Raw genomic sequence first — 17003 nt, forward strand, 5'->3', positions numbered from 1 at the left:
CCACCAGCGTCCCCAATCAGTTGCGGTGCGTGGCGCCGCCGTCGACGGTCAGGATCGTGCCGCTGATATAGGCGGCGCGAGCCGACGCGAGGAACGCCACCGCGGCGGCGATCTCGCTCGGCTCCGCCATGCGGCCGAAAGGGACGTCCATGTCGGCCAGCACCTCGTCCGCACGGTCCGGCGTGCCGAAGCGGCTCTCGCTCCATCCCCGAAGCAGAAAGCTCGCGCGGTCAGTGCGGGTCATGCCTGGATTCACGCCGACTACCCGAACGCCGAAATCGGGCGAGCGTCCGCCGAGCGCTTGCGTCAGGCCCATGAGGGCGATGTTGCCGGAGCTTCCGAGAATGTACTTTGAGTTCATCCGCTCGCCGGAATTGCCGATGACGTTGACGATCACGCCGCGGCGCCGCTCCTTCATGCGCGGGTAGATCTCCCGGATGAGGTTGATGTAGCCGAAGACCTTCAAGTCCCAGGACTTGCGCCAGACCTCCTCGGAGATTGCGTCGATCTCGCCTCCCGGATTGGAGCCGGCATTATTGACCAGGATGTCGACGTCTCCCGCGGCCGCGACGAGCTCCCGCTGCTGTTCGGAGATGGACAGGTCGACCGCTATCGGCTCGACGACGACCCCGAAGGCGGCCCGAATCTCGCCGGCCACCGCTTCCAAACGATCGCGGTTTCTGGCCGCGATCAAGAGATCGCATCCCTCCTCTGCGAGGAGCCGGGCGACCGCCAAACCGATACCGGCGTTGGCCCCGGTGATCAGCGCGCGCGAGCCGGACAAACCTAGATCCATTCGTGTCCCTCCAGGCCGGACGGTAGCGTGTTGACCAGTTCACAGCAACTGGAATACCAATAGCTTCGGACATGTCGGAAAACTGCATGTTAAGCGAGGTGATTGAGACGGCAGCGCCGGGGCGGCAGCCCGAGGCAGCCTCACTGGATCAAGATCTTCTTGTCGGCATCGACGGCGGTGTCGCGATCGTCACATTCAATCGCCCGGCCGTCCGCAACGCCTTCACGCTGAGCATGTATCAGCGTTTGACGACACTCTGCAGCGAGTTGGGCTGCGATCCGGCAGTGCGCGTTCTCGTCCTGACCGGGTCCGGTACGAACGCCTTCTGTGCGGGCACGGATATCGGCGAATTCGAGGCCTTCGGCAGCTCCTCCGACGTGCTCGCCTACGAAGCGCATGTGGAACAGACCCTGTCTGCGCTTGAGGCTTGCCCCTTGCCGACGGTCGCAGCGATCGCCGGGTTCTGCACGGGGGGCGGCGCGGCACTCGCAGGATGTTGCGACATCCGGATCGCGGCCTCCAATGCCAGGTTCGGGTTTCCCATCGCACGCACCCTGGGGAACTGCCTGTCGCTGCCCAACTATGCCCGGTTCGCGGCGCTCGTCGGTGCGCCTAGGCTCAAGCAGATGATCTACGCGGCCGAGCTCCTGGACGCCGCGGGAGCTCTGCGGGTCGGCCTTGTCAACGAGGTTTTAGAGACGCCGGAGAGTCTCATGGCGCGGGTCGGCGCACTCACCCGCGCCATGGCGGAGAACGCGCCGCTGACCATCCGGGCGACCAAGGAGGCGCTGCGCCGGCTCTCTCCCGCCGTCGCGGCCGACGGCGCCGACGACCTTCTGCTCCGCTGCTACATGAGCGCGGATTTCCGCGAGGGCCGAAACGCCTTTCGGGAAAAGCGCAAGCCCATCTTCACGGGCTCCTGAGACGAGACGGGGCCCGGGAGCGCTTCGACACGGCAACGATGAGGGATGGAACATGGGGCCGCTTGCGGGCGTCAAGGTCGTCGATCTTACCCACGTGATGGCGGGGCCGACCTGCACCCTGATGCTAGCCGACATGGGCGCAGAGGTGATCAAGGTCGAGTCCCCGCAGGGCGACGACACCCGGCATAGCCTCCCGAACATCGGCGACCAGTCTGCCGCCTTCATGATGATGAACCGTAATAAGCGCGGCATCGTCCTGAACCTGAAAACGGAAGGAGGCATCGAGGCGATGCGTCGGCTGGCGGCCGAGGCGGACATCCTGGTCGAGAACTTCGCCCCCGGCGTCCTTGACCGATTCGGGCTTGGCTACGAGGCGCTCCGAAAGATCAATGCGCGCCTCGTCTACTGCTCGCTGTCCGGCTTCGGTCGGACCGGGCCTTACAGCGAGAGACGTGGCTTCGACCTCGTCGCCCAGGCGATGAGCGGCATCATGACCTTCACAGGCAGCGACGCCACCTCGCCGCCGACGAAATGCGGCCCTCCTATCTCGGACATCACGGCGGGGCTGCTCGGGGCGATGGGAATCCTGGCGGCCTATTCCCACCGGCTGAAGACCGGCGAGGGCCAGATGGTGGACACTTCGCTCTTCGAGGCCGCGCTGGTCCAGACATATTGGCAGTCGGCGATCGCGCTCGCGACGGGCCGCGCGCCCCGGGCGATGGGTTCGGCCCATCCGCTTAACGCGCCCTACCAGGCGTTCGAGGCCCAGGATGGCTGGCTCGTGGTCGGCGGCGCCAATCCCCGGAACTGGCTTCGGCTGGTGGAGGCGATCGGCGCCCCTGAGCTCGCGGAGGATCCGCGCTTCCGTGACAACCCCGGCCGAATGGCGAACCTGCCGGCCCTCGAAAAGGAGCTCGCCGCGAGGTTCAAGACGCAGACCGTCTCCCACTGGCTCACGCTGTTCGAGCGCGGCGGCCTACCCTGCGGGCCGGTCTACGATTCGCTTCAAGCGCTGTCGGACCCGCAGACGGCCGCCCGCCGGATGGTGGTGGAGCTCGACCATCCAACGGCCGGGAAGGCGCCAGCGCTCGGTCTCCCGGTGAAATTCTCGGAGACGCCTGGCGACGTCAGACGTCCGGCTCCCATCCTGGGGCAGCATAGCCGCGAGGTGATGGCCGAGCTCGGGTTCACGCCCGCCGAGATCGAGGAGATGGAGCGGCTCGGCGTCTTCGGAAGCCGGGTTCCTCTGACCGCGACGAAGCTCGACACGTCCGCTGCACAGGATGGCTGCACGACAGTTAAGCAAGCTGACCCAAATCGGATGGCTCCAGCATAGAATCTCGGCTTGCCCTGCCTCAGCAGACTGATACGATCAGTTTATGGCGCTGATCTTCCAATTTCAGCAGCGTAGACGCTCCGGCCGTTCTTCGGCCCCGACCTTTTCGGCGAGAGGGCCCAGCCTCTTCCCGACGGTCCGGGGCTGCTGACATGCCCGGAACGATCGCCAGCGACGGTGTTTTCCTTCATGTGGAAGACCGGGGCAGCGGCGACCCGATCCTGTTCCTTCACGAATTCGCGGGCGACACGGCCAGCCTCGACCAACAGCTCGATTACTTCGCCGGCAGGTTCCGCTGCATCGCCTTCAACGCGCGCGGCTTCGACCCGTCCGCGGCTCCCGACCACCCGGAGCAATACGGCCTCAGCCGGGCCGGGCAGGATCTCGAGGACGTCCTCGACGATCGCGCCGTGCGGAGCTGTCACGTAGTCGCCCTGTCTCTCGGGTCCGCTACCGCCCTGCCCTTCGCGATCTCCCGTCCCGAGCGCGTGCGCTCGCTCGCCCTCGTGTCCTGGGGCTACGGGATGGACCCGGAGGGAAACGCCGAGTTCCGCCGCCAATCCCTGCTCGGCGCGGAACTAATCGAGAGCGACGGCATGGCGGCCTTCGTCGACCTGTATGAGCGCTCGCCGGTGCGCGACGCGTGCCGCAGCCGCGAGCCGGACCGCTTCCGGGCGCTGATGGCCCGGATGCGCGCCCGCTCCCCAGCGGGCAGCGCACTCACGCTCCGGCGCTTGCAGGCGTTGCGGCCCCCGCTCGACGAGGCGCTACTGAGCGAGGTTCGGCGCTGCCGGGTCCCGACCCTGATCGTCACGGGCGACGAGGACCCGCCGAGTCATGGGCCGAGCCTCGCGCTCCACGCCGCGCTGCCGGATAGCGAGCTACACGTGCTCCGCGGCGGGGGCCACACGCTCTACCTTGAGCGTCCGGACGAGCTGAACGGGATCATCGAGGCCCACCTGGAGCGAAGCGCCTCGCGCGCTTCCCGCCCGGACGGCACCGTCCTGCCGACGGCGCCGAACCTCGACGGCCCCGCGCCCGCATCCAGGGAGGCCTCCCCATGGCACTGATCGAGTTCAACAACGTCGGGAAGGCGTTCACATCCCGCTCAGGGGCCCAGTTCGTGGCCGTCCAGGATTTCAGCCTGCAGATCCAGAAGGGCGAGTTCTTCTGCCTCCTCGGCCCCTCCGGCTGCGGGAAGACGACGGTGCTGGGAATGCTCGCCGGGTTCGCGGAGCCAACCACGGGCCGGATCACGGTCGACGGAGCGACGATCTCGGGTCCGACTCGCGACCGGGGCGTCGTGTTCCAGGGCGACGATTCGCTCTTCGGATGGCTGACCGCCCTCGACAATATCGAGTTCGGGCTCCGGCTGCGCGGGCTCCGGAAGGGCGAGCGGCGCGACACCGCCATGCGCTACCTGGAGCTCGTCGGCCTGCACGGGCAGCAGGACAAGTTCCCGGCAGAACTGTCCGGCGGAATGAAGCAGCGCATCCAGATCGCGCGCGCCCTCGCCAACGAGCCGAAGATCCTGCTGATGGACGAGCCGTTCGGCGCCCTCGATGCGCAGACCCGCGAGATCATGCAGCGCGAACTGCGCCAGATCTGCACGATGACCGGCTCCTCCGTGCTCTTCATCACGCACGACATCGACGAGGCGATCGCCCTCGGCAGCCGGGTCGGCATCATGACCGCGGGCCCGGCCGGCACGCTCAAGGACGTCATCTCGATCGAGCTCGAGGAGCGCTCGCGGACGGACATGCGCTACGTCGAGTACTACGCGAAGATCCAAGGAACGATCCGGCACGAAGTGGAGCGGGCGACCCGCCAGCACACCCGAAGGAAAGCCGCATGAGCACCAGCGCCGTCGACGTCCCCGCCGCTCTCCCCGCCGAGAGACGCAGGCCCATGCCGAGCCTCCGCCACCTCACGGGCGCGCTCCCCTACATCCTGAGCTTCGCGGCCCTGCTCCTCACCTGGCATGTTGCGGCCACGTTCATCGTCCGGTCCGTCCTGTTCCCGGCCCCGGCATCCGTGATGATGAAGGCGGGTGAGCTCCTGGCGAGCGGCGTGCTCGTGGACAACATGGTGGCAAGCCTGCAGCGCATCCTCGGCGGCTTCCTCATCGGCTCCGCCCTCGGCATCCCGATCGGCCTCGCGATCGGTAGCTTCCAGCTAACCCGCAAGCTGCTGGAGCCGTGGACGGAGTTCCTGCGCTTCATCCCGGCCACCGGCATGATCACCATTTCGGTGATTTGGTTCGGGATCGGCGAGGAATCCAAGATCTTCCTTATCATCTACACAACGATCTTCATCGTCATCCTGAACACCGCGGCCGGCGTCGCGTCCATCGCTCCGAATAAGCTCCGGGCCGCCCAGGTCCTCGGCGCGACACGCTGGCAGATGTTCATCCTCGTCGCCCTCCCGGCGACGGTCCCGTTCATCCTGACCGGGATGCGGCTCGCGATGGCGAACTCGTTCACCACCATCGTGGCGGCCGAGCTGGTCTCGGCTCAGGCGGGGCTCGGGGTGATGCTATGGAACGCCCGCATGTTCATGCTCGTCGACGACATCTTTGTGTCGTTGATGACGCTCGGCATCCTGGGCTTCACGGCCGACCGGCTGTTCCGCTTCGCCATCTACCGGTTCGCCGGCCGCTACAATCCGGTCGCCTGATCCATCCCCCCAAACTTCGTGCCTGGGAGTTCGCTCATGAAACGCTTAGTCGCCGCCGCCGTGATGCTGGCCGCCACCCTCACCGGCGCGGCCGCGCAGGCGCCCAAGACCAAGATGACGATCGGGACGGGCGTCGATCCCTCGCTCGCCAATTTCTACGTGGCGAAGGTCGGCGGCTTCTTTGACAAGCACGGGCTTGACGTACAGCTAAACACGGGGCCGAGCGGCTCCGCCATGGTGCCCTTCCTGGTCCAGAACCAGATCCAGGCGGCGCTCGCGGCCGAGCAGGCCGGGCTCGTCAGCCACCCGATCGACAACAACATCGTCGTGATCTCGCAGGCGATGATGAGCGGCCGCTATTTCGGCATCGTCGCCCGCAACATCGACAACCTCGATGCGCTCAAGGGCAAGAAGGTCGGCGTCCCGGTCGGCAGCGCCGGCGACGTTTTCTGGCGCGCTCTCGTCGCAAAGCTGAACCTCAATCCAAAGGACTACACCATCGTACCGGTTGACCCGCCCGAGATGGTCGCAGCCCTTGAACGCGGGAACATCGATGCGGCGTCGGCCTGGGAGCCGTGGGTCACTCGGACCGTACAGACCGTGGCGAATACCAAAATGATCCGCGACAACGAGGGGATCATCAGCACTCGGAATTTCGTCTACCTAAACCGCGGTTGGGCGGACCAGAATCCGGATGCCGCTATCCGCTTTATGCGAGCGCTCGCGGAGGCGACCGACTTCATCAACAGCAATCCTGACGAAGCCGCCAAGCAGACGGCCTCGTTCCTCAAGATGGAGCCGGATTTCACCAAGACCCTGATGGCCAAGGTGCAGTTCAGCGTCGGGCTCGAACAGCCCGCCATCGATTACCTGAAGACGGTCGAGACGCAGCTCCGGGAGGCCGGCCGCCTTAAGGGGACGATCGACTGGAACCGGTTCATCTATCCGGACCTCGCCATGAAGGTGGTCCCGGAGAGGGTGAAGCTCGGCCCGAAGAGCTGACGCTGCACCTTCGATCCGCCGACACCAAGGGTTCGCCCACCCGTCCCTCCCGCCCCCCAGCCGAAAGGCGTTCCGATGAACAGCTTGCTCAACCGGCTTGGCCTGCTCGCTCTCGCGACGGCAATGGGCCTGACCGCAGCCGCCGCGCAGAGCACCAAGATGGTCATCGGGACCGGCGTCGATCCGGCCTTCGCGGCCTTCTACATCGGCAAGCGCGCGGGCATCTTCGAGAAGAACGGCCTCGACGTCGTCCTCAACACGGGGCCGAGCGGCTCGGCCATGGTGGCGTTCCTGATCAAGGGGCAGAGCCAGGCGGCGCTCGGCGCGGAACAGGCCGGCATCCAGAACTTCAACCTCGACCCGAACGTGGTGGTCGCGGCCGAGACGACGGAGCTCAAGACCTACTGGGCGGTCGTCGGCCGCAACATCGGCAGCGTCGAGGAGCTCAAGGGCAGGCGGATCGGCGTCGCGCCGGGCAGCGGCAGCGAGGTCTTCTGGCTCGCGATGATCGAGAAGCTGAAGCTCAACCCGAAGGACTACAACGTCGTCTCGGTCGAGCCGCCGGAGATGATCGCCGCCATGGAGCGAAACAACGTCGACGCCTTCGTCTCCTGGGAGCCCTGGCTGACGAAGACGGTCCGGGCCATTCCGGGCGCCCGCATCGTGCGGGACAACGACGGCATCCTGACCCCCCGCGTTTACCTCTACATGAACAAGGCCTGGGTGGCGGCGAACCCGAAACCCGCCGAGGCCTTCATGCGCTCGCTGATGGAAGCGAGCGAAATGACCCGGACGAAGCGAGAGGAGGCCGCCCGGCACATCGCGGCGACCCTGCATCTCGACGTGCCGCTGACGCTCGAGCTGATGGACAAGCTGACCTACGACATCCGGCTCCAGCAGCCCTCGCTCGACCACCTCAAGATGATCGAGGGCCAGATCAGACAGGTCGGCAAGCTCGCGAAACCCGTCGACTGGGGCGCATACATTTACCCCGACCTGCTGAAGTCGGTGGCTCCCGCGAAGGTCGGCTACGAGCTGCCGAAGTAAGATGGCGCTCGAGTTCCTGCGGGGCGACGCCGCGCTCGCGTACGAGGTCAGCGGGCGCGGAACGCCGATCGTCTTCTGCCACGAATTCGCGCAAAACCACGAGGGATGGGCGCCGCAGGTGTCGCGCTTGGCCCCGCTCTACCGGACGATCTGCTACAGCCGAGTCGGCTATCCGCCCTCGGACGTCTCGGACAAGCCGGACGCCTACGGCTTCGCGACAAGCGTCGCGGATCTCGGTCGGGTGGTCGCGGGGGTGGCGGGCTCTCCCGCCCACCTCGTCGGCCACGGCGCCGGCGGCAACATCGCGCTCGACTACACGCTCGCCAACCCGCACGCGGTCCGCAGCCTCACGCTGATCGGCTCGGGCGCCGGAAGCGACAACCCGCGGGGCTGGACGGAGGCCGCCCGGGACTTCGCCGCCCGGATGGACCAGGGCAGGGAGGGGCTCGTCTCGGGCATCGCCACAGCGCCGCAGCGCCAAGTCTTCCGGCAGCGGGACCCGGCCGGCTGGGAACGCTTCGTCGCCGCCCTGGGGCGGCTGTCGCATCAGGGCTGCGCCCGGGCGATGCGGGGCGCGCTGTCCCGCCCGTCCTTCATGGAGCTGAAGGACCAGCTCGCCAGCCTGCGCGTGCCGATCCTGCTCATCCTGGGCGATCAGGACCGTCCGTCCTTCGAGGGGACGATCTTCGTCCTGCGGACGGCCCCTCAGGCCTCGCTGGCCGTGCTGCCGCTTTGTGGGCACACGGAGAACCTTGAGAGTTCCGACCTGCTAAACCAGATCCTGTCCGGCTTTCTGATGCGGGTCGAGGCGGGGCGGCTTCCCGCGCCCTAAAGCGGGCCCGAGGAGAGCAATATGGGCCGTCAGCTGGACTACTACCTTACGATGGCCTCGCCCTGGGCCTATCTCGGCCATGCCGCCCTGATGGCCGCGATGGCGCGGAACGGCATCCAGGTCGCAGTCCGGCCGACGCCGCTCGGGCGCCTTTTCCCGCAGACAGGCGGGCTCCCATTGCCCCAGCGGCACCCAGCCCGCCAGCACTACCGGCTGATAGACCTTCAGAGATGGCGCAATCGGCGCGGCGTGCCTCTTAAGCTGAAGCCGGCTCATTCGCGCTTTGACCCGAGTTTCGTAGATCGCCACGTGATCGCCGGCCTGGCAGCCGGAGCCGAGGTCGACGACTTCATGCGGGCGGCTTTCCAGGGCGTCTGGGTCCACGAGTTCAATCTCGGGGACCGGGTCACCGTCGAGCGGCTCGCCCGCGAGCACGGCTTCGCGGAAAGTGTCTTAGCCCTCGCGGAGAAGCCGGAGATCCTGGAGCGGTACGACCGTAACCTCTCCGACGCCATCGCGGCAGGCGTCTTCGGGGCGCCCTCCTACGTGCTGGACGGCGAGGTCTTCTGGGGCCAGGACCGGATCGAGTTGCTGGTCGAAGCAATCGAGAGCGGGCGGGCGCCCTTCCGAATGGAGGAGTGAGCGTGGGGGATGCGGCATCCAAAGGGCCAGGAAGTCGCCGGGATGAACGGTGTATTCGTCCAGAAATACGCGTTCGATCGTGTGCCGGCATTCGGCATCACGATGGGCGCCGGCCATCGACTAGCTTCAGGCCGTCTTCCGCCTCGGCCCAAGGCATCGTGGTATCCTTTCAGAAGTGGGCATCCTCGCGTTGCCATCCAAGAACGGGTGCCGGTGCGCTCTAAGTGTGCTGTCGAGCGTGCGTCGCCAGGGCCGAGACGCGGACAGGGCGCGAACCAGCCCTATGCTCCCCTTCTGACTTTAAGCCAGTCCAGGGTGGCAGCCGCGCCTTCCGCGAGCCCAGTGCGCGGCTCGAAGCCGAGATCCCGTCGCGCCGCGTCAATCGACAGCGGCCCCACCGGGAAGGTGTTCCAGGCGAACCCGTCCTCGTCCAATCGCGCGGAGACCGAGGGCACAGCACGGCGCGCAGCCGCGACGATCTTGCGGAGGTCCTGCGCCCGCCCGGGTCCGATGTTGTAGACCGGCTGCCGGAGCTCGCCTACATCCAGCGCCGCAACAGTCGCTTCCACCACGTCCTCCACGAAAACATGCTGCCGCGTGCGGCCCTCACTCTCCTTCACCAGCGTCTCGCGGCCCTGTAGCCCGTCCTCAAGAAGAGTGCGGATCAGGCAGGAGGTGGTCCGGCCCGGCCCGTAGCAGCCGGCCACCCGCAGGGCGACGGCGTCGACCCCGTGCTCCGCCCGGTAGGCGCGCAGCATCGCTTCTCCCGCCGCCTTAGTGGCACCGTAGACCGTGTCCGGACGCAGCGGCACGTCGTCGGCCAGCACCGCGTCCGCCGGGTGCTTGCCGCAGGCCATAATCGACGAGAACCAGACCACCCGTCGGAGTCCGTGGATCCGGGCAGCCTCGAGCAGTTCCACGAGCCCGAGCAGGTTAACGTCGGTGATATGGGCGGGCTGGTCCGCCGCCTGCATCGGCCCGGAGATGCCGCCCGCGTGGACCACGTCCGTGATCCCATGCCGGACGATCACCTCATGCCATCGATGAGCGCCAGGCAGCTGCTGCACCACGGCCGGGCATCCGCTCTGCGAAATCGGGACCTGATCGGAAACGACGATCGCCCGTCCCGCTCTGAGCAGGCGCGTGGTGAGGGCTCGCCCGATGAGCCCGTTCGATCCGGTGACAAGGGTGGCCATACAGGAACTGGCGTCTTCCAGAGCGTCACGGTGGGCAGTGACGCCCCGTCCAGCCGAGCACGACGGATGCAATCCTGCAAGTTCTATCGGGCTAGCTCAGGGCGCAGTCTGGAGATGTGCGAAAGACGCGAAGTACAAGTGGCACGGCCGTGACCTCTTTCCTTGCACCGCGAGCGCTCGACCAATCCGACGGCCGACCTCGATGTTCAGTTCCGTTCCGCGTGCTCGAATGTCTCAATCGGGGCTGAGACTCGCTCTGGCGGCTGCGCATCGCGGCGGCGGTCCGCACAGAGACTTGCTCGTGCAGCTTGCGGGCGCGCTCCGCGCAACCTGGCTGATAACCCGGCGCTCGGCGGCCCGACCGCGATGAGCCGGCTCTCGGACCCGCTGCGGGCCGAAGCTGCCCCGATCGCCTCCGCCGGCCGCCAAGCCATGCTCTGGGCACAGGAAGCGGCGTGATGACCAGAGCAGGCTCGGAGACTCCGACCAGGATCGCAACATGCCGATCATGCCGCAGCCGCTCTCGGCTCGTCCTTCTTCACCCCTCGCGCGACGATCTGGAGCGAGCCATCCGGCAACGGCCGCTGTAGTGCTCGAGCTTCTGACCATGGCGCCCGGAGCCACACATCCCACTCCTCGGCCGTGGTCAGGATCGCCGGCATGGCCTTCGGGTGGATGGCGCCGACCTCCGCGTTCGGATCCGTCGTGAGGAAGCCGTAGAGGTCGTTCGTCGTCTCGCCTTCCTTGACCTTTCGAACGCTCGTCCAGTTCTCGACCTTCAGGCCCGCGAAGGCCACCATCGGGCGGTCCTCGCTCAGGGCGAACCAGATGTCGCCGCCGGCCTCACGGTTGAACTCGCTGAAGCTGGTGAACGGGACGAGGCAGCGGTTCTCGGGCTCGAGCCAGCGCTTCCAGTGCTTACTGTCCATTCGGCGCACGTTCGTCGTGCCGGTATCCGGCTCCATCCGGAGCAGCTGCTGGAAGTCGACCGGCTTGCCCTTTGCCTCGAGCTTCTGCGCTCGCTTGGTTGCGGCATCGAGCAGGGCCTTCTGCGACGAGGGCAGTCCCCAACGCATCATCGCCGAGACGCGCTGGCCCTCGTTCAGGTGGATCACGGGTGCCGAGTAGTCCGGGAACACGCCCGGCAGCCAGGGCAGGTTGCCGGTGAGGTCGCGGCCGACCTTGAACAGGTTGCGGATCGCTTCCTGGTTCGTCGTGACGCTGTAGAGATTGCACATGCGGCCGAGCTTACCGACCCGGCCATGGAATTCAAACCGATGACAGACTTGAATGTAGGTGGGCAAAAGTGGCAGTCTCGACGTACAAACTCCGGGCAACTAGCGCCGCGAAGGATGAGCAATAGAGATGATCGAGATTTCTCGGCAGGGAAACTACATCATATCGAGCGATTTCGGCGCGGAAGCGATCGAAGGCACAAGCAGCTTTGGTACGAATGGCCCCCTGGTAACTTTTTCTATCGAACAGATCAACCCGATATACAACTCGTTCTACTGGCGGATAGAGCCTATTACCGGATCTCATGATGATTTCTGGGAAGATTTTTTTTCTAATTTCATTGGCGGAGAGCCAGCCGACGCTTTTGATAACAGCGGCTTTACGTCGGGATTCGTGGAGCTCAAGCTGAACCCGGACTCGGTTCCTGAGTACGACGAGCAGTTTCGTATTTCCTTCTATTTGTCTGCCGTTGATCCCAGCTTCGGGCGTGCTCCCGTAGCCAGCGCCGTGTTCTCGATCGTGGATGATGATCCTTTTGTTCTGACCGGAGGAGAGGAGGACAATGCGTTTACCGGCGGTAGCGGGAACGACATTCTGTCGGGTGGCGGCGGCGCAGACACGCTTTTTGGGGCTCGTGGCGATGACATTCTGTCAGGTGGCGTCGGGGCCGACGTTCTGGACGGCGGCGAGGGCAGCGATACCTATTACGCGGATGAAGCGGACGCGCTCGCTGATACCGGCACCTCTGGCACGGACACTGTGATCGTGACGTTCACGGGAGGGACGGCCACGAGCAACACATACTACCTCCCCGGGTCCATCGAGAATCTCGTCCTGGGCGGCAACGTCGCGATTGGGGCAGGAAACAGCAGCGCGAACTATATGCAGGGCAACGAGCTGATGAACGCCTTGTACGGCGGGGACGGTGCGGACACGCTGGTTGGCCTGGGCGGACAGGATTGGCTCCAGGGAGACGCAGGCGCGGATTTCATCTACGGCGGGACAGAGGACGACGTGATCGGCGGCGGAGCTGATGCCGACTGGCTCCTTGGCGAAGATGGCAACGACGCGATCTGGGGGGACGACGGTAACGACGTGATCTCAGGCGGTTCCGGGAGCGACTACATCATCGGCGGAATCGGCTACGATCTTCTCTACGGCGGGGAGGGAAACGACGTATTCGTGGTTGCACGGGTCGACCAGGAGGACATCATCTTCGGTGAAGCCGGAGCGGACACGGTCTACTTCGCGGACCGCGCGAGTGCGGAGCTCAGCTCGATCGCTCAGACTGGGAATGGCTACACGACAATCAGCTTCACGGATGGCCATTTCGCGTCCGTGACCGGGATCGAGTGGATCCAGTTCGCTGACGCTGGATGGGCGATCGCGAGCTGATCCAGCGCACTCTGCCGGATCGGTGGCGGCGGCTCGAGCGTTCACGAAGTGAGTGCGGCGGCCAATCTGGCGCTCGGTCGGAGGCTTCTGCCCGAAAGGATGAACACCAACGCACCGCAGATCGCCTGCGCCTCATGCTGGTACTCTGGACCGTATCGCGCCAGCACGGCCTCTTCGGAGGTCGTCACCGTCTCGGGGAAGGCCGAGCATCTCAGCCGGTTCAGAGGGCATGTATCCCTCCCCCCTGATCAACCCTTGATGCAAATGACCCGCATATCGCCGGTGTCGACATTCGCCCCAGTTACATAACCCGCAGACGGCACCCCGAATTTTGCGGAGCAGTAAGCCCATGCCGCGTCATTGCATCCCGGAGCGTAAGCACCCGCGAGCGGCGGACCTAATTGCTTCGGAAGAAAGCCACATGCTCCGTGCGGAGTAAGCTGATTATATTTTATAACTTCGTTCGAGATCACGATCTTCTGAGCTGCTACCTGGGAGGCAACGGCCTGAGATGCATCCTGGAGACCCGATATTAGCGTCCCATGCTGCGCCGAGACCGGCTCGATTTTATCCAATCTACTCTTTAGCTCAACGATCTGGTTCAAAGCAGCACGTGCCTCGCTTTGCGGCAAGGGCTCGTCATACTCCCTTGGAAAGAAGAGCTGAAAAGGATACGATGCAGTTTGAACAGAAAGAACTGCTCGCTCAAGCATCAGCATCTTGCTGTTTCCGACGAGCACTTCCTTGGGACTATCTCTGCTGCATACGACGGAGAGAGCCTCCGGACCGATGGCCACCCCGCCGGGTATCAATCCAGAGTAGTCAGTGTTCGCTGGCCCCTTGATGCTGCAAGAGAATCCTTCAGGCGCAATGCCGTAGAATTTTACCCCGGTACTTGTTGGTCCTTTATAGCGTATGCTCATTGTCACACTACGATTATCCTGAGAAATAATCGGATTTATAGAAATATCTGCTGCAAGCAATTCGTTGCACCGATTCCACGCCTGAACGGCGTCACTGAAGATGGACTGAGCCTCTTCGTATGAAGCTGCGTTCTGAGTGGCTGTATCCTTGTTGGTAGTACACCACTCATTAAGCTTTTGCTCGCGCACCGCCCGCGTAAACCCGCCCGTTCCGCTTCCATAGCCGATGACCTCAATTTCTATACTCGCCAGCTGGTCGTCGCTCATCGAGCTGAAATTCTTGCCGCAATTGTTGTAATACTTCAAAACCGTCGCGGCGGCCGACGTTTTTTTGATGACGATATTGCGCATGCCGTGATTGATGATCCCACTGCATTCCTGCGCGAACGCCGAACCGACAAGGATCCAGACCGCGAAAGCGATGTACCGTCTCACGATGCTGCCCCCTGATTGCAATATGTCTAGCCCAAACTGAAACATGATGTTGTTTATTCTGCAAATCAACTAAGATTTGGATCTCGTCCGAATTGGAACATGCCAGACAATATATTATGAGATCGATATATGGCATTCTGCGTAGAGCGACATATATCCTTGTTTGGCTGCCCTGCAGCTGGAAAATGCTGTCTTGCTGATCGGAGCTTACGACTGGACCGTGCAGGCAATCGGGCGTCACAATGTCCGAGTGCGGCCTCGTCGACCCGAGATGAAGTGACGCGCGACCATCGTTCAAGCTGACGCGGCGCGCGGTCGGGCTACCTGCTCTACTGCCCGGAGCACGGGGGCTGGCATGTCGGGGAATGGTGGGAGGTCGACGGACCGGGCCGATGGGTGCTCGCCTTCAATGTGAGGCACGAGCTCCATCCTTCCCACGTCATGCCGGCCCTGAAGACGCGATGAGCGTCACGGACGTGATCCGGTGGGCTTGGGTCCGGCAGGCGCCGCCGGCGGGACACGCCTGATGACCGAAGCCGTCGAGCTCATCTGGCGCGTCGAACGCAACCCTCACACGGGCCATTCCGATCCGAGCGAGGGCCACTGCCATTTGGCTTACTGTAGATTAGCTCAAGCAGCACTTCGGGCTGAGGCGTGTTGCCGCCAAGGCCTTCACCTATCAGGCAATCGATGAGATGGATGCTCTTATGCGGAAACCCCGCTGGTCAACTCTGTGCCTCGTTGCCAGTCTGCTGTCCACGAGCAGTGCCCTGGCATGCTTCGATCCCGGGGAGATGCGTCAGCTTAAGTTCCGCAGCTTCGATGAAGGTATGACCGTGGCTCCCAACGTGGCCGAGGTCAGGATTACGAAAATCCTGTCGTTCTTCTACGCAGAGGCGCAGGTAGTCAAAGCGATCAAAGGTTTTGAAGGCGTCCGTGAGGTTCTGATCGAGGGTGGAGGGGGTCCATGCCATGCGGGAGTGTTCAATGAGGATGTCGGAAAGACGTTCTTCATCGGCGGTCGGATCCAGCACCGCCCGGTCGGCCTTCCATTGTTTCAAGGAAACTGGGCCACCTACGGCCTCCCCCGCCGGAAATCCCTTTCCTCCCACCACCCCCAGAGTGAGCGACTAAGCGCGGCGAGCCAGGGCGTGCGGCAGGTGAAACGGGATCGGGAGGAGCTTGCGGCGGAGATCGCGACGCAGCGGGAGGGTTGAGACGGGAAAAGCCCGCCCGGCCGGAGCCGAGCGAGCTTGGGAAGCCTTATCCGAACCCGCACTAAGCTCGGGGAGACAGACTTGCATTCAGACGCGCAGGAATTCGTGAAGCTTGTCCATGTTGGCCATCTGAAGATCGATCAGCGATCGCAGATGCTTTCCTTTGATCACGTTCGCGAATGGGACGCGGACCAGGGTATCTGGATCGCTATCCAGTGGAACTAAACCCTGCCCACTCACGATGCCAACTAACTTGTTATCCTCGATCACCGGTCCGCCGCTGTTCCCCGGATAGATACTCAGGTCCGCCCAGAAATATGGCAAGTCGTCTTCAAGCATTGACACTCTGCCGAATGACCCGATCGGGACCGAAACCGAAGCGCTCCCACGGTGGGAGCTACCCCGATCCAGCTGTTGCCGACCTACCTCTGAAACCCCAGGGAATCCGACTGTAAATATCTCGGCGGCATCCTTAGATGGTCCGTCCGCCAAGTCATCTGTATCAATCGGTACGAAGCCGTTTCCATCAAGGTCATTCGCAAAATAAGTGGTCCGGCGCTCAAGTGAAATCACCGCCAAGTCTAGCTCGGGCGTCGAAAACGAGAATTCATGACGACCGCCGGCCCCGAGATTGTTCAAGGATACCGTATGGAGCGGAAAACCCGGCGGGGCTTTATGATCGCGAAATTCAGATAGGGTTGGGACCCGAAAGACTGCGTTGAAAACCTCGCTCTCTGAGTCTCGGGATCCGTAGCGAAATGTCTGATCACGCACCCGGACCGCCTTTTCCGATTCTTCGTCGTGAAGAACGTGGCGAGCAGTGACGAGGATCTTCCTTCCACGATGAACCATGTAGACCGCCGTACCGGTGTGTCTGCGGTCAAGCGAAGGTTCGATCCGATTCCAGACCGCCCGATAGTCCTCGTCCGTTATCTCACCCAAGTGGAGCCGGGCACGAGCCTGCCAGAGTTCGAGCTCCCGTGTGGCAAAAGGGACGCTGTCTCCAGCACACTCGATATGAACTGTAGACCGCTTCCATCGAGCCACATCCATCGGCAGCTGCTCCAAGTGTTTGTCGGATCTTACACGACGACTCGAGTCCAGGCGAAGGGTGTGCCTGCCTCCCGCATTCTCGATGATTGCCCGCATGGCGATGCAGCACCCGCGTCTCGACCCGGCTTCGCTGAAGCAATTAGGATCGATTGAGACGAAGGCCCGGATGATCTCCGAGCCGGATGCGGTTGCTCGAGGCCCGCTATTTACCAGCGTCCACAAAGTAGCATCAAGAATTTGTCCAAGCAAGTCGCAAGCACGTCAATCAACGCACTGTCAGTCATGTAGTGTCTC

General features: G+C 63.8%; 16 protein-coding genes. 11 read left to right on the plus strand and 5 right to left on the minus strand.

Annotated features, from left to right (window positions below):
• Positions 1–16: 16 nt before the first annotated feature.
• A complete protein-coding gene (locus tag ACO2SS_RS03315; RefSeq protein ID WP_423276130.1) occupies positions 17–796 on the minus strand; it encodes a short-chain dehydrogenase/reductase in 780 nt (259 codons plus the stop codon).
• Between the two features lie 86 nt (positions 797–882).
• Here ACO2SS_RS03315 and ACO2SS_RS03320 point away from each other — a divergent pair, with 86 nt between their 5' ends.
• The 9 genes from ACO2SS_RS03320 (at position 883) to ACO2SS_RS03360 (ending at position 9254) form a co-directional block, all read left to right on the plus strand.
• On the plus strand, positions 883–1719 hold the full coding sequence (locus tag ACO2SS_RS03320; protein ID WP_423276131.1) for an enoyl-CoA hydratase: 837 nt from the start codon (positions 883–885) through the stop codon (positions 1717–1719).
• Between the two features lie 52 nt (positions 1720–1771).
• Positions 1772–3055 (plus strand): CaiB/BaiF CoA transferase family protein, encoded by a 1284-nt coding sequence (locus ACO2SS_RS03325; RefSeq protein WP_423276132.1) that lies wholly within the window; start codon positions 1772–1774, stop codon positions 3053–3055.
• A 152-nt stretch (positions 3056–3207) separates the two neighbouring features.
• Positions 3208–4125, plus strand: a complete 918-nt coding sequence (locus ACO2SS_RS03330) for an alpha/beta fold hydrolase (protein WP_423276133.1) — start codon at positions 3208–3210, stop codon at positions 4123–4125.
• Positions 4116–4910, plus strand: coding sequence for an ABC transporter ATP-binding protein (locus tag ACO2SS_RS03335; protein ID WP_423276134.1), 795 nt, complete (start codon positions 4116–4118; stop codon positions 4908–4910). Before ACO2SS_RS03330 ends, ACO2SS_RS03335 begins: the two co-directional genes overlap by 10 nt.
• Positions 4907–5731, plus strand: coding sequence for an ABC transporter permease (locus ACO2SS_RS03340; RefSeq protein ID WP_423276135.1), 825 nt, complete (start codon positions 4907–4909; stop codon positions 5729–5731). Before ACO2SS_RS03335 ends, ACO2SS_RS03340 begins: the two co-directional genes overlap by 4 nt.
• Positions 5732–5767: 36 nt before the next feature.
• On the plus strand, positions 5768–6733 hold the full coding sequence (locus ACO2SS_RS03345) for an ABC transporter substrate-binding protein (protein WP_423276136.1): 966 nt from the start codon (positions 5768–5770) through the stop codon (positions 6731–6733).
• Between the two features lie 75 nt (positions 6734–6808).
• Positions 6809–7780 carry an ABC transporter substrate-binding protein gene (locus ACO2SS_RS03350; RefSeq protein WP_423276137.1) on the plus strand — a complete coding sequence of 324 codons (972 nt, stop codon included), beginning with the start codon at positions 6809–6811 and terminating at the stop codon, positions 7778–7780.
• A 1-nt stretch (position 7781) separates the two neighbouring features.
• Positions 7782–8612, plus strand: coding sequence for an alpha/beta fold hydrolase (locus tag ACO2SS_RS03355; protein WP_423276138.1), 831 nt, complete (start codon positions 7782–7784; stop codon positions 8610–8612).
• A gap of 21 nt (positions 8613–8633) precedes the next feature.
• The gene (locus ACO2SS_RS03360; RefSeq protein WP_423276139.1) at positions 8634–9254 is read left to right on the plus strand and encodes a 2-hydroxychromene-2-carboxylate isomerase; all 621 of its coding nucleotides are present in this window, start codon (positions 8634–8636) and stop codon (positions 9252–9254) included.
• Positions 9255–9535: 281 nt separating this feature from the next.
• Here ACO2SS_RS03360 and ACO2SS_RS03365 read toward each other — a convergent pair whose 3' ends face one another.
• Together ACO2SS_RS03365 and ACO2SS_RS03370 are read right to left on the minus strand one after the other, a co-directional pair.
• Complete coding sequence (locus ACO2SS_RS03365; protein ID WP_423276140.1) at positions 9536–10450, minus strand: NAD-dependent epimerase/dehydratase family protein; 915 nt, start codon at positions 10448–10450, stop codon at positions 9536–9538.
• Between the two features lie 506 nt (positions 10451–10956).
• Positions 10957–11688: an SOS response-associated peptidase gene (locus ACO2SS_RS03370; RefSeq protein ID WP_423276141.1), complete on the minus strand. Its 732-nt coding sequence runs from the start codon at positions 11686–11688 to the stop codon at positions 10957–10959.
• Between the two features lie 127 nt (positions 11689–11815).
• On the opposite strand from ACO2SS_RS03370, the gene ACO2SS_RS03375 reads away from it, so the two are divergent.
• Positions 11816–13081 carry a calcium-binding protein gene (locus ACO2SS_RS03375; protein WP_423276142.1) on the plus strand — a complete coding sequence of 422 codons (1266 nt, stop codon included), beginning with the start codon at positions 11816–11818 and terminating at the stop codon, positions 13079–13081.
• Between the two features lie 248 nt (positions 13082–13329).
• Here the strand turns inward: ACO2SS_RS03375 and ACO2SS_RS03380 are convergent, their stop codons facing one another.
• Positions 13330–14439, minus strand: coding sequence for a hypothetical protein (locus ACO2SS_RS03380; RefSeq protein WP_423276143.1), 1110 nt, complete (start codon positions 14437–14439; stop codon positions 13330–13332).
• 794 nt (positions 14440–15233) lie between these two features.
• Here ACO2SS_RS03380 and ACO2SS_RS03385 point away from each other — a divergent pair.
• Positions 15234–15656 carry a hypothetical protein gene (locus ACO2SS_RS03385; RefSeq protein WP_423276144.1) on the plus strand — a complete coding sequence of 141 codons (423 nt, stop codon included), beginning with the start codon at positions 15234–15236 and terminating at the stop codon, positions 15654–15656.
• Positions 15657–15743: 87 nt separating this feature from the next.
• Here ACO2SS_RS03385 and ACO2SS_RS03390 read toward each other — a convergent pair whose 3' ends face one another.
• Positions 15744–16724, minus strand: coding sequence for a S1 family peptidase (locus ACO2SS_RS03390; RefSeq protein ID WP_423276145.1), 981 nt, complete (start codon positions 16722–16724; stop codon positions 15744–15746).
• Positions 16725–17003: the final 279 nt, after the last annotated feature.

Source organism: Enterovirga sp. CN4-39 (assembly GCF_049446235.1).
GTDB lineage: Bacteria > Pseudomonadota > Alphaproteobacteria > Rhizobiales > Beijerinckiaceae > Enterovirga.

Coding starts and splice junctions, on each gene's coding strand:
- ACO2SS_RS03320 (WP_423276131.1), top strand. CDS start 883: ATGTTAAGCGAGGTGATTGAGACGGCAGCGCCGGGGCGGCAGCCCGAG.
- ACO2SS_RS03355 (WP_423276138.1), top strand. CDS start 7,782: ATGGCGCTCGAGTTCCTGCGGGGCGACGCCGCGCTCGCGTACGAGGTC.
- ACO2SS_RS03375 (WP_423276142.1), top strand. CDS start 11,816: ATGATCGAGATTTCTCGGCAGGGAAACTACATCATATCGAGCGATTTC.
- ACO2SS_RS03350 (WP_423276137.1), top strand. CDS start 6,809: ATGAACAGCTTGCTCAACCGGCTTGGCCTGCTCGCTCTCGCGACGGCA.
- ACO2SS_RS03365 (WP_423276140.1), bottom strand. CDS start 10,450: ATGGCCACCCTTGTCACCGGATCGAACGGGCTCATCGGGCGAGCCCTC.
- ACO2SS_RS03370 (WP_423276141.1), bottom strand. CDS start 11,688: ATGTGCAATCTCTACAGCGTCACGACGAACCAGGAAGCGATCCGCAAC.
- ACO2SS_RS03335 (WP_423276134.1), top strand. CDS start 4,116: ATGGCACTGATCGAGTTCAACAACGTCGGGAAGGCGTTCACATCCCGC.
- ACO2SS_RS03385 (WP_423276144.1), top strand. CDS start 15,234: ATGCGTCAGCTTAAGTTCCGCAGCTTCGATGAAGGTATGACCGTGGCT.
- ACO2SS_RS03345 (WP_423276136.1), top strand. CDS start 5,768: ATGAAACGCTTAGTCGCCGCCGCCGTGATGCTGGCCGCCACCCTCACC.
- ACO2SS_RS03340 (WP_423276135.1), top strand. CDS start 4,907: ATGAGCACCAGCGCCGTCGACGTCCCCGCCGCTCTCCCCGCCGAGAGA.
- ACO2SS_RS03325 (WP_423276132.1), top strand. CDS start 1,772: ATGGGGCCGCTTGCGGGCGTCAAGGTCGTCGATCTTACCCACGTGATG.
- ACO2SS_RS03330 (WP_423276133.1), top strand. CDS start 3,208: ATGCCCGGAACGATCGCCAGCGACGGTGTTTTCCTTCATGTGGAAGAC.
- ACO2SS_RS03360 (WP_423276139.1), top strand. CDS start 8,634: ATGGGCCGTCAGCTGGACTACTACCTTACGATGGCCTCGCCCTGGGCC.
- ACO2SS_RS03315 (WP_423276130.1), bottom strand. CDS start 796: ATGGATCTAGGTTTGTCCGGCTCGCGCGCGCTGATCACCGGGGCCAAC.